Genomic DNA, 22,356 nt, shown 5'->3' with positions numbered 1-22,356 from the left:
AGCACCTCCATGGTTACGAAGCCAAACGGTTCACAGGCCGATCAGTCTTGGATCTCGGCTTTGTAAAAATTCACATACGAGCGGCTCGGTGTCGGCCCGCGCTGGCCCTGATAATGCGAGCCGGTGCCCTGCGAGCCGTATGGGTGCTCGGCTGGCGAACTCAACCGGAAGAAGCACATCTGGCCGATTTTCATGCCCGGCCACAGCTTCACCGGCAACGTGGACACGTTGGATAGCTCCAATGTGATATGCCCCTCGAAGCCCGGGTCGATGAATCCCGCGGTGGAATGGGTCAGAATGCCCAAGCGACCCAGAGAGCTCTTGCCTTCCAATCGTGCCGCGACGGTCGAATCCAGCTTCACGTACTCCCAAGTGGAGCCCAGTGCGAACTCGCCCGGGTGTAGGATCCACGGCTCGTCCGCAGCGACCTCGAACTGTTCGGTCAGCTCGCCCTGATTCTCCGCCGGATCGACATACGTGTACGCATGATTGTTGAACAGGCGGAAGAAGCGGTCCAAACGTACATCGATCGAAGCCGGCTGCACCATTTCCGGAGTCCACGGATCAAGTGAGATATGACCGTCGGCCTGAGCGGCGAGAATGTCGCGATCGGACAGCAGCATCAAAACTCCTTCAAGTCGTAACCGCGCACTCTTCGCGCGCAAAAACCACACTGTCCATCAGTCTAGCGCGTTGCCGCTATAACGCGGGGCGGCCCTGCCACCTCGCCGGACTACAGCACGCCTGGTGCGATGTCGTGCATGGCCAGCCAGTCTCGCAGATCGCTGAACTCATCGAGGCTGACGGCATGGTCGAGGCCACGGTAGCCTTTCGCAGTCAGGAACGTGTGTTCGTCCAGCCAGGCGGCGGTGGCGAAGATCTCCGGCTTGGGAATCACGGTATCGCTGTTGCCGTACCCATAGAAAACCGGTACGTTGAGCGCGGCCAGACGATCATCGGCGGGCGCGGTACCGGCAACGGACCCCGGCGCGAGGAAACCGGACAACGAAACCGACGCAAGATAGCGTTCCGGGTGGACCCGCAGCAGATGAATCGCAAGCAGGCCTCCCTGCGAAAAGCCAATCGGCACGACGGTACGGTCTTCGGGAACGTTCTCGGCGACCCAGTCATCAATCGCGCTCGCCGCAGCGAACGCATCGCGGTCCAGATCATCGCCGGAAGGTACGCAATCATGGAACCAGGAATAGGCGCCCTGGCCGAAGCCGAATTCGCCCGAACCGGCCTCTTGCAACACGAGCGGTGCACGCAGCGAGGCGAAATCGTTATATGGGGCGACGTAGCGCATCATATCGGCAAGATCGGCCTCATTCGAGCCCCAGCCATGCAGGCATAGGAACAGTGGCCGCCGTGGGGCCGCACAGCCGCCGCCAGGTGAATACTGCGCATATGCTACCTGCAACGGCTCGCCGAAACGGCCCGGTACCACATTCGATTCGCGTCCGATCAGATTGCCTTCGAGTGCTTCGTTCATGCCTCTCAATATAGCGCGCGACGCGATGGCTGAATGTTGCCGGTGGAAAAAAGAAGACCCCGGTGGGATCGCCACCGGGGAGAGAAAGGAGAGAGAAGAAGAAAGGGTTCAATTTTCGGGAACTGATGTGGCTCCTGACCAGCTGCTGTTTGCTGATGCTTCTTATATAAGCAGTCCTTTCTGAGTGCATGGCTGAGGTTTTCTGTGAACTTTCTGGGAATTGCGAATCTCGGATATCGTTGTGGATTCTTCGACTCGGATTCGTCTCGCTCGCTGTAGTGCAGAATTCAGATCTGGGCATCGGCGTCGACGCTCATCACGTAGACGTTGCGGCGCAGCTGCTTGGACTGTGCGCGGGTGATGTCGCCTGCTTCGTACATGTCCTGAATCACACCGAGCTCGATGCCGTAGCTCTCGCGCTTGACCTCTTCGGCCTGCGCCTGTGCTTCGGCGCTGTCGCCCACATTCGGGCGTGCGCGCAGCGCGGCCTCGCCTCGACGGTAATCCAGCAACAGGCCGGAACAATGCTCGGTGTTGTACGTATCCTTGCCCATCTCCTCATACAGTCGATCGATCACGTGCTCGATCGCGTCCACCTGCACGGTGCGCGTATGGGCGAATAGCTCGTCGTCGCTGAACAACGGCGTGGTGCGGCGAATCTTGCTGTTCACGCGGCGTACGAACATGCCCGTACGGCGTTGCAGCGCCCTGAACCGGCCTTTCAGCTGCCAGATGGTGCGTCCGGAATCATGGGCGGTCTCGATATGGCGCAACGAGTTCATGATCTGATCGAGCAGACGTTCGCAGGCTTCGGCTTCCAAGTCGTTGGCCGCCTTGTTCTCGCTCGGATGCGCCTTCACGTCGGCCAATCGCGCCTTCACATACTCTTTCTCCCAGTTGAGCGCGGCAATCTGCAGTTGCATGTAGCCCTGCGGGTCGGTTTCGCCGATGCGCTGCTTAAGCCGTGTGATGCGCTTCGTGTAGGAATCGATGATCATGAGCACGGCCTTGCGATTGTCGGGCGTGACTCGCCCCGTCAGCTCCTCTACGGTTCGACGCAGCACCTCGATGGTGATTTCGCTCATCTCCACGGAAGCGTCTTTATTGCGGTTCGGCGCGAGCAACGGCAGCAGGAAGTTGGCGAGCAGCAGCGTCACCACGATTACGCCACCCGCGATGAAGATCAGCTCGTCACGCATCGGGAACCATTCGCCGCTGCTGACGGTGTAGGGGATGGTGAACATCAACGATAGCGTGATGGTGCCTTTCGGTCCGCCGAACGTCATGACGGCGGCCGATCGCCAACGTGCCAACGTCATCTTGCGACGCTTGTGCGTGGTCGTATCACGGGCGACGCGCAGCATGAGCGAAATCCATAGGAAACGCATGACGATCACCACTGCGGAAACGGTCAGGATGGCCATCAGCAGCCGCCAGTTGCTGACCGTCGGATCATCCCAGCTGGCGCTCATCGCATCCGGGAGCAGCATGCCGAGCAGAATGAACACGGTACCGTTCAGCGTGAACGACAGTACGCCCCATACGCTTGACGATACGATGTTCGTGCGTGCCACGTTCGGTCCGATGCCGGTATGGTCGAAGCGGATGGTCAGACCGGCGGCGACGACTGCGAGAATGCCGGAGACATGCGCCGCTTCCGCACCCAGATACAGCAGGAACGGTAGGAAAAGCTCCATGAGGATTCTGCTGGTGGTCGTCTCCCAACCGACGGAACGCAGCGATTCGAACAGCACATCGGCGATCATGCCCATGGCCAGGCCGAAAATGGCTCCACCAAAGAACGACACGACGAATTGCGTTGCCGACTGACCGATTTCAAAGACTCCGCTGATGGCCGCCGCTATGGCGAACTGGAAGCCGACGATGCCGGAAGCGTCATTGAACAGGGATTCACCCTTCAGCACGCCAGCCTGACGCTGTGTCAGTGCGGCCTCCTTGCCAAGAGACGATACCGCCACCGCATCGGTAGGTCCCAGTGCGGCACCAAGTGCAAGGGCCGCGGCGAGAGTGATCGAAGGCCATATGGAGTGGAGGACGAAACCGACCGCCACCATGGTGGCGATGGCCAATCCGATGGCTAGGGACAACGACAATTTGACTGAGCGCAGCAGCTCGCGTTTGTCGATTTCATGCGCCTCGAGATACAGCAGCGGCGCAATGAACAACACCATGAACAGTTCCGGGTCGAGCGTGACGTCCGGAAAGAATGGCATTTGCGTGGCCAATGCCCCCAATGCGATCTGCACGAGCGGGGTGGAGACCTTGGGAATAAAGCGGCTGAGGAATGAGGACAATACGACGGCAGCGATAATGCATAGGATGAGTTCGAATACTGCCAACGTGCCTCCTTCGCGCGTGATTTCCCCGCCGAATCCAGACTACCAAGGGGTATTAATGTGCGTGTTTCGTACACTGGAGGCATGGCATGGGATGCAGGTATGGAAGTCGCGCTTCGGTTGGCACGTGAGGCGGCCGCCGAAGGGGAGGTACCCGTCGGGGCCGTGGTATTGGATGCCGCCGGACAGGTGATCGGCCGGGGTCGCAACCTGCGGGAGGCCGACCGCGATCCGTTGGCCCATGCCGAGGTCAAGGCCATGACTGAGGCCGCGCATGCACTCGGTACTTGGAACCTTGCCGATTGCACGCTTATCGTCACGCTCGAACCTTGCCCGATGTGCGCCGGCGCCTGCTTGCAGACGCATATCGGCCGCATCGTCTTCGGGGCGTGGGATGCCAAGCTTGGTGCATGCGGCTCGGTTTGGGATATTCCCCGTGATCCGCATATCGGCAGCGTCCCGGAAGTCATCGGCGGCATGCACGAATCGGAATGTGCGCGGATCCTCACGGATTTTTTCACCGACAAACGAATCCGCTGACAGGAATCGTCCCCACGGAATGCCGTATGGAATCGTAACGAACGTTCGAATTACTTTCCGAAAATAAGAAACACGCTGCGGTGGGTCAAGGAAAAACGGTTGCCGTAGCATCGAAAACGTCATATAAGGAATCACTCGCATATCAAAGGATGTTGCAATGACGCTCATTCAATCGTTTCAAGGATCCGCTTCCGACGGTACTGCACTGACCGCCGTCTATGCCGAACAGTCGGCCAGCGGCGTGGCCCTTGCCATCGTGTTCCCCGGTAGCGAGCTGCCGCGACTGGTGTATTGGGGTCGTCCGCTGTCCGCCCCTGAAACCGTGATCGGACTATACGACGCCCTGCGTCCGCAACGCGTCTCCGGTGCGCTCGACTACACCGCATGGCCGAGCGTGCTGCCGACCCAATCCGAATCCTGGATCGGCGCCAAGCGTTTTGAAATCCGTCGCGACGGCCGCGAGCTGTTCTGCAAGTTCGCCGTCACCGACATCAAGGCCGAAACCGTGGAAGACGGCAACGTCTACGAGATGACCGTGAAGAACGGCTATCCACAGTGGAACGTAGCCTCCGAACCAAAGCGGACGCCGACCATCACCGCCACCGCCGAAGACGTGGAACAGGGTGTGAAACTCATCTGGACCTGCGAAATCGACGTGAGCGGTCTCGTACGCCAGCAGGCTACCGTAATCAACACCGGCGACGGCCTGCTCGAAGTCGGCAAGGTGGAACTTGGCTTCCCCGTGCCGGCCGACGCCACCGAAATCCTCACCACCACCGGCCATCATCTGCGTGAGCGCTCGCCGCAACGTCAGCCGCTGACCGTCGGTCGTTTCGAAAAGGTCTCGATGACCGGTCGCCCTGATTTCGATGCGACCCTGCTGCTTTCCCTCGGCGAAACCGGCTTTGGATTCACCCGTGGCAACGTCTATTCCGCACATGTCGCATGGAGCGGCAACAGCGTGCTCTCCGCGGAGCGACTGCCTTACACCACCGGTATGCTCGGCGGCGGCGAAATGCTTTTCGGAGGTGAAATCACGCTGGCCGGCGGCGAAGAATACACGACCCCATGGGTGTGTGGATCCTTTGGCGAGGGACTCAACGAAGTCGCCTCCCGATTCCATTCGTTCATCCGCAACGCGCATCGCGACTGGAACGCCAAGCACGGCATTGCCCCCAAGCCGCGTCCGGTCATCCTCAACACTTGGGAGGCCGTCTATTTCAACCACGACTACGACACCCTCACCGCACTGGCCGACAAGGCCGTGGAAAGTGGTGTGGAACGCTTTGTGGTGGATGACGGTTGGTTCGGCTCCCGCCGTGATGACACTTCCGGCCTCGGCGACTGGGAGATTTCGCAGGAGGTGTGGCCTGACGGCGACAAGTCACTGAAGGCGCTCGCCGACTATGTGCACGGCAAGGGTCTTGAGTTCGGCCTGTGGTTCGAGCCGGAAATGGTCAACCCCGATTCCGACATGTTCCGCGCGCATCCGGATTGGGTCCTGAAGCCCACCGCCGGTCGTCTGCCGATGCAGGGGCGCACCCAGCAGGTCGTCGACCTGACCAATCCCGACGCCTATGCCTATGTGTATGGCGCCATGGACAAGCTCGTCGGCGAACTTGGCATCGATTACATCAAATGGGATCACAACAAGCTCGTCACCGAAGCCGTTTCGCCGTATTCCGGCCGTCCGGCGGTGCATGAGCAGACGCTTGCCGTCTATAGGATCTTCACCGATCTGAAGGCCGCTCACCCGGGGCTCGAAATCGAAAGCTGCTCCTCTGGCGGTGGCCGTGTGGATCTCGGCATCCTCGAAGTGGCCGACCGTATCTGGGGCTCCGACTGTGTCGATCCGGTGGAACGCGCCGATATTCAACGCTACACCTCGCTGCTCGTGCCTCCGGAGATGATCGGTGAACATGTGGGCGCTTCCCCCGCACATTCCACGCACCGTGCCACTTCGCAGGAGTTGCGCATGGCCATGGCGTTCTTCGGGCACATGGGCATCGAATGGAACCTGCTTAAGGAGCCGCAGGCCGACATCGACAAGCTTGCCGAATGGGTCGCCGAGTTCAAAAAGCATCGTGAATGGTTCGCCGTCGATACGGTGGTGCATTCCGATGCCGCCGATCCGGCCGTACGCGTGGATGGTTGCGTCATGCCGAACAAGGCCGCCGCAATCTACCGCTTCACGCAACTGACCACTTCGCAGACCTACCCAGCCGCACCGGTGCGTCTGCCAGGCCTCGATCCGGACAAGGTGTACGAGGTGTCACCGCTTGACGTGAGTCTCGATCTGATCAAGCAGGACATCACCAATGGCCAGAGTCCGCTCGGCTGGTGGAATCCTGAAGGCGTGAAGATGACCGGCCGTGCGCTCGAGACCTACGGCATTCGCCCGCCGTCCCTCCACCCCGCTCAGGCCGTCCTGTTCAAGGTCGTGGAAATCTGATGGCCTAAAGTTGCTTAACGGCTTCTTTCGAAGATTGCGCCGCGCTGATTGTCGGATTGAGGATGATCGATGGAGTGCGGTTCGATTCGGAGGAAGCCGTTTTGCATGATATCCATGGATGCAAGAGGGTACTTCCGTTCGGTTGCGGCGATTCATGCAAACACGATCCGCGAATAGGAACTTTGTGACGAATCGGGCATGGTACCTAGGTCGATACGGTCTGAACTGCTCATAAAAACCGCCATTTTCCAAGGGTATGGGTTTAGGGAATTCGGCTCGAAGGAAGTTGCGGGACGCACGACCCGCTATAAGCACCTCACATGGCAAGCGTGCACGGTCATATCGTTACGAGTACACCGTGCAGGCTCGGCATCAGCCAGGTATGTCGACTTGAGATTTTGCGGTGCGGCATTTTTCGCTACGGTTCTCCTCTCGAGCGGGAATCACGTTAGCTTACATACTGACGGATGGCCTGAGCGGCTGCGGCCTTGGCCCATAGCGCCCAGTCGTGGTCGGGAATCTCGAAATCCACCGGTGCGGCCTGGCTGTGCCGATAGTTGTTGATGCCGTTGCGCAGGTCATCGATGCCAAGCTGGGCGATGAACGACGATTCGCCTGCAATCATGATTTTCTCCGGCATGGCGATGTTCGCGATCGTCGCCACCAGCGTTCCCAGCCGGAAGCATGTACGGTTCACGAGTTTCGTGGCCTGCGGCACATTCGCTTTGGCGTCGCGGGCGAAATCGGCGAATGTGACCACGTGGCCGATGGCATGGGAGTATTCCTCCACGATGGAGTCGTCGCTCAAACATTGCGCGCATCCCTTGTGGCCGGATACGCAGCGTGGACCTTCCGGATCAACCAGAATATGCCCCACCAGACCGTAGGATTTGTCCGGGCAGTTCACCAGTTCGCCGTTCAGCGCCAGCGAATAGCCCACGCCCACCCCGACCGTGAGCACGGCGAAGCTGCTCAGTCCCACTCCCGAGCCGAACCAGCAGGCATCCACCAGCAACGAATCGATGTCGTTGTAGATGCCGGTCGGCAGTCCGGTGGCCGCATGTACCATCTGCGAAAGATGCACTGGTTGCGACCAGTGCATGAACGGCGCGAACGTTACCACCGAATCATTCACCACGTGGCCGCCGATCGAAATGCCGGCCGCGCAAGGCTTCGGCCATCCGGCCATTGCGGCCTCGCTGGAGCAGTCTGTGATCAGCCGTTTGATGATCTGCACCACGACTTCCGGCGAGGCATCGTCAATCGCTTGCTCGTGGCAGCCGGTGATGATATGCCCGCCTGCGTTCACGGCCACGGCGGAAGCGAGCGAGGCGTTCAATTTGATGCCCACGAATGTGCGTGCATTCGTGATGATGCGCAGTCCCGTCTGCGGACGGCCACGACGCTCGCCGTTCTCTTTCGTCGTGAATCCTCTCGGTAATTTGCCCGTCTGATCGGCGGTCATCGGAGTCTCTTCGACAACGCCGGCGTAAATCAGATCGCTGGTGATGCGCGAGATTGCTCCCTGCGAAAGACCGAGGATCTGCGCTAGCGTGATGCGTGCGATCGGCCCGTATTTCATGATGCTGGCCGCCACTTTGTGGGTATAGCTCGAGCCGTCGAACCACTGTGGAAGAGGAGAATCTGCCATGTGTACGTTCCTTCGTGCCGATTTACTTTCTCAGAATAACAAAATCTCGACGTTTAGTTTCCGCTGGCCGAGGGCACGCAGGCGCTGGGAATGAAAACCGTCTCCATCTAGCATCCTAGATAACGGCGGCGTGGTAAAGATGCCGCGATTGCCGCAAACAAGGAAGTAGCAAGGAGTCGAGAATGAAACCTGATTCCACAACCAGTGTAGGCAAGATCAGGAGGATTGCATACCGTGCGCTCACCGCTGCATGCGCAGTTGCGATTACGGCCGGCCTCGCCGGCTGCGGCAACAGCACCGCGGGAACCGTTACGTTGGATTTCTTCCAATTCAAAGCCGAGGCTGCGGATTGGTTCACGGCGAAGGCCCGCGAATTCGAGAAGACCCATCCCAACATCAAGATCAACGTCAACAATTCCTCCGACGCAACCACCGATTTGCGTACGCGCTTGGTGAAAAACCGTGAACCTGACGTCATCACCATCAACGGCGACATCAATTACGGCATGCTGGCCGAAGCGGGCGTGTTCCATGACTTCACCGATGACGAAATCGTCGATAAGCTTAATCCGGGCATGGTGAAGATCGCCAAGAGCCTGGTGCAGACGGAGGACCAGTCCAAGAAGCGTCTGTACGCCATTCCGTATGCCGGCAACGCAAGCGGCTATATCATCAACGCCGACGTGTGGGAGGCTGCCGGCGAGGACCCCGACAATCCTCCGCAGACCTGGAGCGAATTCATCGCACTGCTCAAGCGGTTCAAGGCGAAGGGTATCACGCCTATCGAAGCGAGTACCGCCGATCCGTGGACACTGCAGGCCCCGCTGTCTTCCCTCAACTCCACGCTGGTGCCGGAGTCGGAATACAGCAAGCTCAAGGATGGTTCCAAGACGTTCTCCGACCTGTGGAGCACGGTCAGCGACGAGTTGATTGAGATCTATCAGAACTACACGCAGAAGAATCCGGCCGTCACCTACCAGCAGGCCACGCAGGATCTGGCAGGCGGCAAGGCGGCAATTCTGCCGCTGGGTACATATGCGATTCCACAGGTGCGCCTGATCAACAAGAAGGCCAACCTCCGCTTCGCGCAGATGCCGGCCACCGACAATGTCAAGGAGCAGCAGCTCACCGCCGGCGATGACGTGATGCTGACCATGGGCGCGCACACCAAGCATGAGAAGGAGGCGCGCGAATTCGTGGACTTCCTCATGAGCGAGGAGAACGTGAAGGACTACTCCAAGCAGCAGTCCGCATTCACTCCGTACAAGGACACCTACGTGGGTGATGACGCGTTGAACGGCGTGCTGAGCTTCTACAAGGCAGGTAAGCTGACCGACTTCTGCGACCACTATGTGCCGGCCAGCATCAACATTGCAGGCTTCCTGCAGACGTTGATCCAGACGGGAAACAAAGACAAATTCCTGAACAGCATGCAGTCCGAATACGACAAGATCGAAGCTAGGAACTTCAGGTGAGAGGAGGCACGGACATGACTGGCAATACTGCAATGAAGCCTGCGAAGAAAAAGGTTTCGAAATTCTCCAAGCGCAAGGTCGATCCGGCGTTCTACTGGATGACCATACCGGCCGCGATTCTGGTGGCGATCTTCCTGTACTGGCCGTTCCTGCAGGGCGCGGCGTATTCGTTCACCAACTCGCAGGGCTATGGCGATTTCAAGTTCATTGGCTTCAAGAACTACATCGCGATGTTCCAGGATGCGCGTGTGGGCAACGCCTACATGTTCACGATTTTCATCGCGGTGCTGATCACGATCGGCACGAACTTCATCGGCATGTTCCTGGCGGTGCTTCTGAATTCCAGGATCGCCTTCAAGAACGGCTTCCGTGCGATCTTCTTCATTCCGTACACCCTGTCGGTGCTGGTCATCGGCTACGTGTTCAAGTACATCTTCATGACTCCGCTGCCGGAGCTCGGCCAGGCGTTGCATATCGACTGGCTGTCCACATCGATGATCTCCAATCCTGATCTGGCGTGGTTCCCGATCGTGTTCCTGTCAATCTGGCAGGGCGTGGCCTACTCCACCCTGCTGTATCTGGCGGGTCTGCAGACCATCGACAACGAGATCTACGAAGCGGCGTCCATCGACGGCGTGAACGCTTGGCAGAACTTCTGGCAGATCACCTTCCCGCTGATCGGCCCCTTCTTCACGATCAACATGGTTCTGAGCCTCAAGAACTCGCTCGGCGCGTTCGACCAGATCATGGCGTTGACCAAGGGCGGCCCGGATTCCAAGACCGAAACCGTGTCGTACCTGATCTTCCAGAACGGCTTGGGCAATGGCGAATACTCCTATCAGATGGCGAACGCGGTCACGTTCTTCATCGTGCTGGCAATCCTCGCATTCGTGCAGCTGAAGTTCTTCAGCGGCAAGGAAAAGGTCTGAGAGAGTAAGGGGAAGCAATCATGACTAGCGCAACTGTTGCGGCAAAGACCGCCGCGTCCTCCGGCAAGCCGGAGAAGATCCGCAAGGATCACAACATCAACTGGTGGCTCACCGCGGCCGTGGCCGTGCTCAGCCTGACTGTGCTGGTGCCGCTGTACTTCACCGTGGTCACCGCGTTGAAGACTCCGGGCGAGGCAGGCACGTTCACCCTGCCGACCTCCTGGGAATGGCATAACTTCGCCGATGCATGGAACAAGGTGAACTATCCGAAAGCCGCGCTCAATTCCGCGATCATCACCGTGTGCGCGGTGGTGCTGACGCTGCTGACCAACACCTTCGTGGCGTACGCGGTCGCAAGAAATATGGATAAGCGATTCTTCCGCTTCCTGTATTACTTCTTCCTGGCGATGATGTTCGTGCCGTTCACCGTGATCATGCTGCCGATCGCCAAGGAGATGGGTTCGCTGCACCTTGACAACCAGCTCGGCCTGATCGTGCTGTACACGATTCTCGGCATCGGCACCAACCTGTTCATCGCGATTGGCTTCATCCGTTCGATTCCGGTGTCGTTGGAAGAGGCGGCGCGCATCGACGGCGCTTCGACCTGGCGCATTTTCTGGACGATCATCTTCCCGTTGATGGGCCCGATCAACGCCACCATTGCGATTCTGACCGCACTGTGGGCATGGAATGACTTCCTGCTGCCGTTGATCACCCTGACCGATCAGAGCAACCAGACCATTCCGCTTGCCCAGTACGTGTTCCAGAGCCAGTTCATCTCGAACTATCCGATGGCCTTCGCCTCCTACCTGATGGCTATGGCTCCGGTGCTCATCGTCTACGTCTTCGCCCAGAAGTGGGTTGTCGGCGGCGTGATGAGGGGCGCTGTGAAGTAACACTTCACAGCGCCGAGCGGGACGAGCCGTGAAACGGAGAGCCCTGTGGGCTCTCCGTAGGCGAGCCGAGCAGTCGTGCTGCGAGGTGGAGCCCCGTGAGGTAGACACTGAGTCCGCGCGAAGCGTGGTCCTTAGTTGCAGGGCGCTGTGAAGTAACACTTCACAGCGCCGAGCGGGAATCCTCGTTTTCGGGGATTCCCGCTTTTGCATATCAGGGCATGGCATGCCTATTCGTGATGCCACGCGACCTGATGGAGGCCGCCACCATCGATGGCGCCGGTCATCTTCGCGCCTTCCGATTGATCCAGTTGCCTCTCGCGTTGCCTGCCATCTCCTCGCCGGGCATTCTGACGTTCCTTGTCACCTAGAATCAGTTCCTGCTGGCCGTAGCGTTGGAGAGCGATTCAAGCAAACGCACCATGGCAGGTGCCTTGCAGGCATTCGTCGGCCAATATCAGACCGACGTGGTGCTGTTCAACGCGGACGTCTGCCAAATCCGCGCTCCTTTGTCGATGCTCACGCTGCCGTCGGAGGCGAAGATGTTGCTGTGCTCATGAGCCGACGATGACCATAATGCCGATTCGCATCAAGTGCCGCCGGAATCCACCGTCTGGTATATCTGCCGCTGAAAAACATTCATTTCCTGCATTGCGAAACGCGCCGTGGGCAAGAAAGAAAAAATGACTTACTTACCATGGAGTAGTTAGGAATTCTGCCCCGACACAGTAGCAAAGGAGCTCACGAACATGACTGATTTCAATCGTTCCACCCTTCCCGACGCCGTCCGTTCCAACGGCGCCACCCCGAACCCCTGGTGGGCGAACGCGGTGGTCTACCAAATCTATCCGCGCTCCTTCCAAGACACCAACGGCGATGGCATCGGCGACCTGAAGGGCATCACCGGCCGGCTCGATTATCTCGCCGACCTCGGCGTGGATGTGCTGTGGCTGTCCCCGGTCTTCAAATCCCCGCAGGACGACAACGGCTACGACATCTCCGACTATCAGGACATCGATCCGCTGTTCGGCACATTGGAAGATATGGACGAGCTGCTCGCCGAAGCCCATAAGCGCGGGCTGAAGGTCATCATGGATCTGGTCGTCAACCACACCTCCGACGAGCATGCTTGGTTCCAGGCTTCGCGAGACAAGAGCGACCCACATGCCGACTGGTACTGGTGGCGTCCCGCCAAGCCGGGGCACGAGCCAGGCACGCCGGGAGCCGAACCGAACCAGTGGGGCTCCTACTTCGGCGGTTCCGCATGGCAGTACGATCCGAAGCGCGGCGAATACTTCCTCCACCAGTATTCCAAGAAGCAGCCCGACCTCAACTGGGAGAATCCGGAGGTTCGCAAGGCCGTCTACAAGATGATGAACTGGTGGATGGATCGCGGCATCGACGGCTTCCGCATGGATGTGATCACGCAGATCTCCAAAACCATCGACGCCAACGGCAAACTACCCGGTGAGGAAGGCTCCGAAATCGCCGATAATCCAGTCGGTGAGGAAGGCTACTCCAGCCCGTTCCCGTTCTGCTCCGACGGTCCGCGCATCGATGAATTCCTCGCCGAAATGCGCCGCGAGGTCTTCGAGGGCCGTGAAGGTTTCATGAACGTGGGCGAAGCTCCGGGCGTCACCCCGGCTCGCAACGAGCACATCACCGATCCAAAGAACGGCGAACTCGACATGCTGTTCCTGTTCGACCACGTCGGCGTGGATCAGGCGGTCTCCAAATGGGATGTCGTACCGTTCGAGGTCAGGAACCTGCGAGCCCGTATGACCGACCAGCAGGCTGCCGTAAAAAACGCCGGCTGGGCCAGCCTGTTCTTCTGCAACCACGATCAGCCACGCGTCGTGTCCCGCTGGGGCAACGACTCCGACCGTGAATCACGCGAACTGAGCGCCAAGGCGTTCGGCATGCTGCTGCATATGCACCGTGGCACCCCATACATCTACGAAGGCGAGGAACTGGGCATGACCAACGCCCACTTCACCGAACTTGGCCAGTATCGCGATCTGGAGGCAATCAACGCCTACCGTCAGCGCGTGGAGGAAGCCAAATGCCAATCGTCTGAATCCATGATGGCGGCCCTCGCATTAATCGGCCGCGACAACGCACGCACGCCGATGCAGTGGGATGCGTCCAAATATGCCGGTTTCACCGCCGCTGACGCCGCGACCGAGCCGTGGATCAGCGTCAATCCGAACCGTGCGGAAATCAACGCCGCCGAAGAGTTCGACGACCCGGAGTCCGTGTACAGCTTCTACAAGAAGCTCATCGCCATGCGCCACAACAACGCGACCATCGCAACCGGCGAATGGAATCTACTGGACGCCGACGATGACCAGGTGTATGCCTTCACCCGCACCAGCGGTGACGACACGATTCTCGTAATCGTCAATGTCTCTGACAAGTCGTCCGACGTTCCAACACAAGTCGCCGACCTGCTTGCGGGCGGCATAAACGAATCACAAGTACTGCTGAGCACCTATGATGCTATGCGTAGTGTGAAGTCGATCGCTCGCGGCGAGCTTGCTCGTTGGGAGGGAGTCGTGATTCAGCTCTGATCGATCTTTCCCTATAACTCTCTGCAAAGTCACCCGGCAGGTTCATCACGGAACCTCCCGGGTGTTCTTATTCATCCGGCATCCACTGGCGGGGGGTATGACGCAACGTCACTCATATGCCGGCCCATGACCCGCAACTTCGGCAGACGTCCGCCTACAATTGCGCTCATGGAACAAAAAGAGGTTCTCAAAGCATTGCAGCGCGATCACGCAGCTGAACTGAAACTGGCCGCCGAACGACTCGCGGGCACCGCACGCCATACGGAAATCATTCCGTCTCCGACGTTGTCCGAAATGACCGGACATGAGATTCTGCTCAAGCCTGAGAATCTTCAGGTCACCGGATCGTTCAAGATCCGCGGCGCCTACAACAAGATCGCCTCCCTGACCGACGAGGAGCTGGCTCGAGGCATCGTCACCGCGTCCGCAGGCAATCACGCCCAAGGTGTGGCCTATGCGGCCCGTGAGCGTGGGGCCAAGGCCACCATCTGCATGCCGACCATCACTCCGCCGCTTAAGGTTGACGCCACCAAGGCATACGGTGCCGATGTGGTGCTGCACGGTGATGTGTTCGACGAGGCGGCGGCATATGCCGCCAAGCTCTCCGAAGAGCAGGGCATGATTTTCGTGCCGCCGTTCGACGATTACGAAGTGATTTGCGGCCAAGGTACCATCGCCCTTGAGATTCTTGAGGACGTACCGAACGTCACTGACATCGTCGTGCCGCTCGGCGGCGGTGGTCTGGGTGCGGGCGTTGCGCTCGCCGTCAAGACCTTCAAACCGGAAGTGCGCGTGATTGGCGCCATCCCGGAAGGCTCTCCGGCCTACAAGAATTCGCTGGCGGCCGGTCGTGTGATGTCCGCCGACCAGGTGGTCACTTCCGCGGAAGGCGTCGCGGTAAAGCGTCCGGGCGACCTGCCGTTCGCATTGCTTAACGAGTTCCTCGATGACATCGTCACCGTTTCCGAACGCGACATCAACGAGATGATTCTGCTGATGCTCGAAAAGCACAAACTTGTCGTCGAAGCAGCCGGTGCCGTGTCACTGGCTGCGTTGGAGCATCTAAATCTGCGCTCGCGCAAATTCGCCTCAGCTGAGGGGCCTCATGTGGTCGTGCCGATCATGTCGGGTGGCAATATCGATACTGTGACCATGGGCGCCGTGATTCAGAAGGGCATGATCGCCCGCGGCCGCATCATGAATTTCGAGGTCGAGCTGCCGGATACCCCGGGCCAGCTCGTCAAGGTGGCCACGCTACTGGCCAAGGAGCGCGCCAACGTCATCGCGTTGGACCATGACCAGTTCAAGGCATCCGGTCACTACACCAATGCGGTGTCATTGGGCGTGACCGTCGAGACCAATGGTCCCGACCACATCGACCGCATTCTTGAGGCGTTGAAGGAAGCCGGTTTCCAGCCCAAACGCATCTACTGATCGTTGAGGCTCGTGGTTCGGCGAATTCGCCGGGTATTACGTTGGTGGCCCCGATCCGTCTGCGGATCGGGACCACCAACGTGTAGAGAGCCGAGCAAAATACCCTCTAACTCGCCATCTGGCAGTCGTGTGAGCACGCTCGAAGATTCTCTCGTTGCCGATACTGAAAAATGGCCATACTTCCAGTGTGGCCTTTGGCGATTCGGGCAGGAGTGCTCACACGACTGCCAGATGGCGAGTTAGGGGGTGTTTGGTACATTCGCTACCGTGCTTTGTGCGTAGGGTCGTGGGATGGTGCTCAAACGTGATGTTCTGCGATTTGCTCGAGTTACTGCCTGTTGCGCTCTGCCGTGATGGTTTCGTCGACGAGGCGAGGTAGCGCCACCGCGATGTCGTCACGGATCAGGCGGTCGGCCAAGCGGTCATACTGCGTGTGCCCCATGTTCATGATGGTGATCGGCACGCCTGCCTGTGCGGCTACCGGCACGATGCTGGCCGCTGGCATCACTTCCAGAGTGGAGCCGATGACCCATAGTTCGTCGGCCTGCGTAGCCAGTCGATATGACTTTTCCATGGCTCCGTCCGGCAACGCCTCGCCGAAGTAGACCACATCGGTTTTGATAAGGCCGTTGCAAGGCATATTGCCACTGTACGGTAGTTTGCGGTGACAGTGTGGGTCTGGCTCGTTGTCAAGATTCGCCATGATGTCGGCGGTGTCGTACTTGGCATGGCATTTCATGCAGTGCGATGTGCCGATGGTGCCGTGCAGATTCACGATGACGTTGTCGCTATTGCCGGCCTTCTCGTGTAGGGCATCAAAGTTTTGCGTGGCCAGAAGCGTCAGCATGCCCGCCTGTTCCAGTTTGACCAACGCCTTGTGCGCCTCGCCTGGTTGTGCGTTCCACACTGGCGATTCTTTTTGCCAGCGCCAGGAATATTCGCGGTCTTCCTCATTGGCGAGGAATGCGTCGATGTCGTAGACGTTCATCTGCTCAGGATGCTTGGTCCAAACGCCGTCCGGACCACGGAAGTCGGGAATGCCTGCGGATGTGGAAATACCCGCGCCTGTCAGTACTGCGATTTTCTTGCTCATACCCAATACATACCACCGCTGGGTTTCCTGTATTGGGTGGTTGGTTCTTGTTGTGTGGTTGCGACACGCCGTGGTGTTGGGTGTGTGGGTGGTGGTGCGGGGCGGATTTGCGTGCGGGGGCGGATGCGTGTAAGTTTCTTCCTTGCTGCCCGACGGCGGCGCCTTCCGGCCGGTGCCGGGGGCCCGTGCGGTGCGGTGGTGGTTTGAGAACTCAAGAGCGTATCTGTACTACTTCTTTATAGTCAATGATTGCCAGTCCATCGTCGGCTCGCCGTGTTTCGGCGAGTGGCCGGGAGGCCTTGAAGGACGGTGGGGTTTTCGTGCGATGCGCCTTTCCTTATAAGGCGATCGTCAATTTTCTTGTGAGAGTCGTTTTCGGTTCTCTTCATGGTTTTTTCGTGGAGGGTTCGATTCTGGCTCAGGATGAACGCTGGCGGCGTGCTTAACACATGCAAGTCGAACGGGATCCCGGGGGTTCGCCTCCGGGTGAGAGTGGCGAACGGGTGAGTAATGCGTGACCGACCTGCCCCATACACCGGAATAGCTCCTGGAAACGGGTGGTAATGCCGGATGCTCCGGTTGGATGCATGTCCTTCCGGGAAAGGTTCCATCGGTATGGGATGGGGTCGCGTCCTATCAGCTTGATGGCGGGGTAACGGCCCACCATGGCTTCGACGGGTAGCCGGCCTGAGAGGGCGACCGGCCACATTGGGACTGAGATACGGCCCAGACTCCTACGGGAGGCAGCAGTGGGGAATATTGCACAATGGGCGCAAGCCTGATGCAGCGACGCCGCGTGCGGGATGGAGGCCTTCGGGTTGTAAACCGCTTTTGATCGGGAGCAAGCCCTTCGGGGTGAGTGTACCCTTCGAATAAGCACCGGCTAACTACGTGCCAGCAGCCGCGGTAATACGTAGGGTGCAAGCGTTATCCGGAATTATTGGGCGTAAAGGGCTCGTAGGCGGTTCGTCGCGTCCGGTGTGAAAGCCCATCGCTTAACGGTGGGTCTGCGCCGGGTACGGGCGGGCTGGAGTGCGGTAGGGGAGACTGGAATTCCCGGTGTAACGGTGGAATGTGTAGATATCGGGAAGAACACCAATGGCGAAGGCAGGTCTCTGGGCCGTCACTGACGCTGAGGAGCGAAAGCGTGGGGAGCGAACAGGATTAGATACCCTGGTAGTCCACGCCGTAAACGGTGGATGCTGGATGTGGGGCCCGTTCCACGGGTTCCGTGTCGGAGCTAACGCGTTAAGCATCCCGCCTGGGGAGTACGGCCGCAAGGCTAAAACTCAAAGAAATTGACGGGGGCCCGCACAAGCGGCGGAGCATGCGGATTAATTCGATGCAACGCGAAGAACCTTACCTGGGCTTGACATGTTCCCGACGGCCGTAGAGATACGGCCTCCCTTCGGGGCGGGTTCACAGGTGGTGCATGGTCGTCGTCAGCTCGTGTCGTGAGATGTTGGGTTAAGTCCCGCAACGAGCGCAACCCTCGCCCTGTGTTGCCAGCACGTCATGGTGGGAACTCACGGGGGACCGCCGGGGTCAACTCGGAGGAAGGTGGGGATGACGTCAGATCATCATGCCCCTTACGTCCAGGGCTTCACGCATGCTACAATGGCCGGTACAGCGGGATGCGACATGGCGACATGGAGCGGATCCCTGAAAACCGGTCTCAGTTCGGATTGGAGTCTGCAACCCGACTCCATGAAGGCGGAGTCGCTAGTAATCGCGGATCAGCAACGCCGCGGTGAATGCGTTCCCGGGCCTTGTACACACCGCCCGTCAAGTCATGAAAGTGGGCAGCACCCGAAGCCGGTGGCCTAACCCTTCTGTGGGATGGAGCCGTCTAAGGTGAGGCTCGTGATTGGGACTAAGTCGTAACAAGGTAGCCGTACCGGAAGGTGCGGCTGGATCACCTCCTTTCTACGGAGAGTTCAGGACGCGGTTCGTGTCCGGTGTGTGCCCCATGCGCGTGGAACGGTTCCACGGCCCGTGTGGGGATGCTGGTGTGGAAGAGATCGTTGGCTTGGACGGGCCTGTCCCGTCCGGGAGTGGTATGGGTGTGCTTTTGGGTTCCCGGACCGCCACCCCACAGTCTTGGATTGTGGTGCGGTTCGATGCCCATGCGGGGTGGCCGGCGTCCGTTGGACGCGTGGCGGAACGTGTGGCGCGTGGCGGTTTGAGAACTGGATAGTGGACGCGAGCAAGGGAAACATGGTGTTTCCCTTTGCTTATCGCGATTTCGCCAAACTCTTCTTTTTGAGTTTGGTTTCGAGATCGATCGTTTTGTGATCATTTGAACAGTGCGATGATTTGTCGTCTGGCAATCTTGCTATCAGGAAAGCCGCGGGATGGCACGGCCGTTGGCTGTGTCGCCCGCAAGGGCGCATGGTGGATGCCTTGGCAGACAGTACCGACGAAGGACGTTTGAGGATGCGATAAGCCTCGGGGAGCCTCCAGCATGGCTTCGATCCGAGGATTTCCGAATGGGGCAACCCGCCGGCCGTCATGGGCCGGCACCGCAGGCTTCTGCGGGGGGTACGCAGGGAAGTGAAACATCTCAGTACCTGCAGGAAGGGATACTCCGTGAGTAGTGGCGAGCGAAAGCGGATCAGACCAAACCGCGTGCGCGTGATACCCGTCGGGGGTTGCGTGCGCGGTGTTGAGGGAGCGCGTGTCCCGGTTCCGACGGACCGGGCGGGAGTCATAAAACGGCTTGCCAGGGGAACAGGCTTGAAGGCCTGGCCGCAGAGGGTGCCAGCCCCGTACCTGGACGCTTGCCGTCTTCCGATCGCGTGTCCCAAGTAGCGCGGGCCTCGTGGAATCCCGCGTGAATCCGCACCGACCGTGGTGTAAGTCTAAGCATACCTGTCTGACCGATAGCGTACCAGTACCGTGAGGGAAAGGTGAAAAGCACCCCGGGAGGGGAGTGAAAGAGTTCCTGAAACCGTGCGCCTACGATCCGTCGGAGCCTCCTTGCGGGGTGACGGCGTGCCTATCGAAAAATGAGTCTGCGAGTCAGTGATGCGTGGCGAGGCTAACCCGTCGTGGGGCAGCCGTAGCGAAGGCGAGTCCGAACAGGGCGTTTTAGAGTCGCGTGTCCTGGACCCGAAGCGGGATGATCTAGCCCTGGGCAGGTTGAAGCGCGGGTAAGACCGCGTGGAGGACCGAACCCACCTGGGTTGAAAACCGGGGGGATGACCTGGGGCTAGGGGTGAAAGGCCAATCAAATTCCGTGATAGCTGGTTCTCTCCGAAATGCATTTAGGTGCAGCGTCGGCTTATTGCATCGCGGGGGTAGAGCTACCGGATGCTTGCGGGCCCTTGTGGGGTACCAACAGCAGCCGAACTCCGAATACCGTTGATGTGTATGCCGGCAGTGAGTCGGCGGGGGATAAGCTCCGTCGTCGAGAGGGAGACAGCCCAGACCGTCGTCCAAGGTCCCCAAGCGTGTGCTAAGTGGGAAAGGATGTGGGGCCGCATAGACAGCCAGGAGGTTGGCTCAGAAGCAGCCATCCTTGAAAGAGTGCGTAACAGCTCACTGGTCTAGTGGTCCCGCGCCGACAATGTAGCGGGGCTCAAGCACACCACCGAAGACGCGGCGGCGCGTGTATGCGCGCCGGGTAGGAGAGCGTCCTGCAAGGGGCGAAGCGGCGGCGTGAGCCGGCCGTGGACTTTGCGGGAGTGAGAATGCAGACATGAGTAGCGAGAGACGGGTGAGGATCCCGTCCGCCGGATGACCAAGGGTTCCGGGGCCACGTTCGTCGTCCCCGGGTGAGTCGGGTCCTAAGGCGAGGCCGACAGGCGTAGTCGAATGGATGAACGGGTGGATATTCCCGTACCGGCAGCGAACCGACAGGACCGAGGCGGTGAGTACTAACCTCCGTCGCGGGCCGTTCCCCTCCTTCGGGTGGGGTCCGGCGCGTGGCGTTGGGAGCGTAGCCGTGGTAGGTGAGCGCAGGGGTGACACGGAATGGGAGCCGGCCGCGGAGGTGGTTTTCCGTGGTCAAGCACGCAGCCAGTCGCATAGGCAAATCCGTGCGGCGTGTATGGCGAGGTGCGATGATGGGAGCCGTTTCGGCTCGATATCCGGTGGTCCAGGCCGTCGAGAAAAGCCCCGGCGTCAGGCGCGTTGCCGCCCGTACCCCAAACCGACACTGGTGGTCAGGTAGAGAATACCAAGGCGATCGAGCGAATCCTGGTCAAGGAACTCGGCAAACCGCTCCCGTGCCTTCGGCATAAGGGAGACCCCCGCGGGTGAACGGACATGCTCCGGGAGCGTGTGGGGGTGGCACAGACCAGGGGGTAGCGACTGTTTACCAAAAACACAGGTGCATGCGAAGGCGTAAGCCGCTGTATATGCACTGACGCCTGCCCGGTGCCGGAAGGTTAAGAGGATCCGTCAGCCCCTTCGGGGGTGAAGCGGTGAATTCAAGCCCCGGTAAACGGCGGTGGTAACTATAACCATCCTAAGGTAGCGAAATTCCTTGTCGGGTAAGTTCCGACCTGCACGAATGGCGTAACGACTTCCCCGCTGTCTCGACCAGGAGCTCGGCGAAATTGCAGTACGAGTAAAGATGCTCGTTAAGCGCAGAAGGACGAAAAGACCCCGGGACCTTTACTATACCTTGGTATTGGCGTCAGTCGCGGATTGTGTAGCATAGGCGGGAGGCTTCGAGGCGCGGGCGCCAGCCCGCGCGGAGCCGCAAGGTGAAATACCGCTCTGTTCTCGTTTGACGTCTCACCTCGAACGGTCATCCCGTTCAGGGACAGTGCCTGGCGGGTAGTTTAACTGGGGCGGTTGCCTCCCAAAGAGTAACGGAGGCGCTCAAAGGTCCGCTCAGCCCGGTTGGCAATCGGGTGTCGAGTGCAATCGCACAAGCGGGCTTGACTGCGAGGACGGCGGTCCGAGCAGGGACGAAAGTCGGAGATAGTGATCCGGTGCCGGCGCACGGGCGCGGCATCGCTCAACGGATAAAAGGTACCCCGGGGATAACAGGCTGATCATTCCCAAGAGTCCATATCGACGGGATGGTTTGGCACCTCGATGTCGGCTCGTCCGCATCCTGGGGCTGGAGCAGGTCCCAAGGGTTCGGCTGTTCGCCGATTAAAGCGGCACGCGAGCTGGGTTCAGAACGTCGTGAGACAGTTTGGTCTCTATCCTCTGCGCTCGTTGGAATCCTGGGGAGGCCTGCCCATAGTACGAGAGGACCTGGGTGGACGAACCTCTGGTATGCCGGTTGTCGCGCCAGCGGCACGGCCGGTTGGCTACGTTCGGGAGGGATAACCGCTGAAAGCATCTAAGCGGGAAGCCTGCTCCGAGATTAGGATTCCTTGGGCCCTTCGGGGTCCTGAAGCCCGCATGTGGAACACGTGTTTGATAGGCCGGAGGTGGAAGCCCCGCGAGGGGTGGAGCCGACCGGTACTAACGGGCGACGGCGACATAGCAGCCCATTCCCCTCTTGTGT

Annotated in this window: 14 protein-coding genes and 2 rRNA genes; 11 read left to right on the top strand and 5 right to left on the bottom strand. The window is 59.4% G+C overall.

Going from position 1 to position 22,356, the window contains the following annotated elements:
- Window positions 1–41 precede the first annotated feature (41 nt).
- The 3 genes from dcd to BBDE_RS10650 all read right to left on the bottom strand — a co-directional run bounded on the left by dcd (window position 42) and on the right by BBDE_RS10650 (window position 3,852).
- Window positions 42–623 carry a dCTP deaminase gene (gene dcd / locus BBDE_RS10660; RefSeq protein WP_003838455.1) on the bottom strand — a complete coding sequence of 194 codons (582 nt, stop codon included), beginning with the start codon at window positions 621–623 and terminating at the stop codon, window positions 42–44.
- Window positions 624–733: 110 nt separating this feature from the next.
- On the bottom strand, window positions 734–1,492 hold the full coding sequence (locus tag BBDE_RS10655; RefSeq protein WP_003838458.1) for an alpha/beta hydrolase: 759 nt from the start codon (window positions 1,490–1,492) through the stop codon (window positions 734–736).
- Window positions 1,493–1,779: 287 nt separating this feature from the next.
- Window positions 1,780–3,852, bottom strand: coding sequence for a Na+/H+ antiporter (locus BBDE_RS10650; RefSeq protein ID WP_003838459.1), 2,073 nt, complete (start codon window positions 3,850–3,852; stop codon window positions 1,780–1,782).
- 81 nt (window positions 3,853–3,933) lie between these two features.
- Between BBDE_RS10650 and BBDE_RS10645 the strand changes: the two genes are divergently transcribed.
- Both BBDE_RS10645 and BBDE_RS10640 read left to right on the top strand, forming a co-directional pair.
- Window positions 3,934–4,389: a nucleoside deaminase gene (locus BBDE_RS10645; protein ID WP_003838461.1), complete on the top strand. Its 456-nt coding sequence runs from the start codon at window positions 3,934–3,936 to the stop codon at window positions 4,387–4,389.
- Between the two features lie 157 nt (window positions 4,390–4,546).
- Window positions 4,547–6,841, top strand: a complete 2,295-nt coding sequence (locus tag BBDE_RS10640) for an alpha-galactosidase (RefSeq protein WP_003838462.1) — start codon at window positions 4,547–4,549, stop codon at window positions 6,839–6,841.
- 448 nt (window positions 6,842–7,289) lie between these two features.
- Here BBDE_RS10640 and BBDE_RS10635 read toward each other — a convergent pair whose 3' ends face one another.
- Complete coding sequence (locus tag BBDE_RS10635; RefSeq protein WP_003838466.1) at window positions 7,290–8,492, bottom strand: ROK family protein; 1,203 nt, start codon at window positions 8,490–8,492, stop codon at window positions 7,290–7,292.
- A 182-nt stretch (window positions 8,493–8,674) separates the two neighbouring features.
- Between BBDE_RS10635 and BBDE_RS10630 the strand changes: the two genes are divergently transcribed.
- The 7 genes from BBDE_RS10630 (at window position 8,675) to ilvA (ending at window position 15,793) form a co-directional block, all read left to right on the top strand.
- Entirely contained in the window at window positions 8,675–9,967 is a 1,293-nt protein-coding gene (locus BBDE_RS10630) for an ABC transporter substrate-binding protein (protein WP_003838468.1), read from the top strand.
- A gap of 14 nt (window positions 9,968–9,981) precedes the next feature.
- On the top strand, window positions 9,982–10,896 hold the full coding sequence (locus BBDE_RS10625; protein WP_012902605.1) for a carbohydrate ABC transporter permease: 915 nt from the start codon (window positions 9,982–9,984) through the stop codon (window positions 10,894–10,896).
- Between the two features lie 20 nt (window positions 10,897–10,916).
- A complete protein-coding gene (locus BBDE_RS10620) occupies window positions 10,917–11,792 on the top strand; it encodes a carbohydrate ABC transporter permease (protein ID WP_003838472.1) in 876 nt (291 codons plus the stop codon).
- Window positions 11,793–12,028: 236 nt separating this feature from the next.
- On the top strand, window positions 12,029–12,160 hold the full coding sequence (locus tag BBDE_RS11465) for an ABC transporter permease subunit (protein ID WP_167555761.1): 132 nt from the start codon (window positions 12,029–12,031) through the stop codon (window positions 12,158–12,160).
- Between the two features lie 51 nt (window positions 12,161–12,211).
- Window positions 12,212–12,349: a hypothetical protein gene (locus tag BBDE_RS11460; RefSeq protein WP_003838474.1), complete on the top strand. Its 138-nt coding sequence runs from the start codon at window positions 12,212–12,214 to the stop codon at window positions 12,347–12,349.
- Between the two features lie 189 nt (window positions 12,350–12,538).
- The gene (locus BBDE_RS10610; protein WP_003838476.1) at window positions 12,539–14,359 is read left to right on the top strand and encodes a glycoside hydrolase family 13 protein; all 1,821 of its coding nucleotides are present in this window, start codon (window positions 12,539–12,541) and stop codon (window positions 14,357–14,359) included.
- A gap of 168 nt (window positions 14,360–14,527) precedes the next feature.
- On the top strand, window positions 14,528–15,793 hold the full coding sequence (ilvA, locus tag BBDE_RS10605; RefSeq protein WP_003838478.1) for a threonine ammonia-lyase: 1,266 nt from the start codon (window positions 14,528–14,530) through the stop codon (window positions 15,791–15,793).
- A gap of 328 nt (window positions 15,794–16,121) precedes the next feature.
- Here the strand turns inward: ilvA and BBDE_RS10600 are convergent, their stop codons facing one another.
- The gene (locus BBDE_RS10600; protein WP_003838480.1) at window positions 16,122–16,886 is read right to left on the bottom strand and encodes a Sir2 family NAD-dependent protein deacetylase; all 765 of its coding nucleotides are present in this window, start codon (window positions 16,884–16,886) and stop codon (window positions 16,122–16,124) included.
- A gap of 395 nt (window positions 16,887–17,281) precedes the next feature.
- Here BBDE_RS10600 and BBDE_RS10595 point away from each other — a divergent pair.
- Window positions 17,282–18,812: ribosomal RNA gene (locus BBDE_RS10595) — 16S ribosomal RNA — on the top strand.
- Window positions 18,813–19,257: 445 nt separating this feature from the next.
- Window positions 19,258–22,336, top strand: a 23S ribosomal RNA gene (locus BBDE_RS10590).
- The 16S and 23S rRNA genes sit together here, the layout of an rRNA operon.
- The last annotated feature ends 20 nt before the right edge of the window (window positions 22,337–22,356 follow it).

Origin of the sequence: Bifidobacterium dentium JCM 1195 = DSM 20436 (assembly GCF_001042595.1) — a bacterium.
GTDB lineage: Bacteria > Actinomycetota > Actinomycetes > Actinomycetales > Bifidobacteriaceae > Bifidobacterium > Bifidobacterium dentium.
Note: the sequence above shows the minus strand (reverse complement) of the source record. Positions and strands in the feature narration are given on the sequence as shown.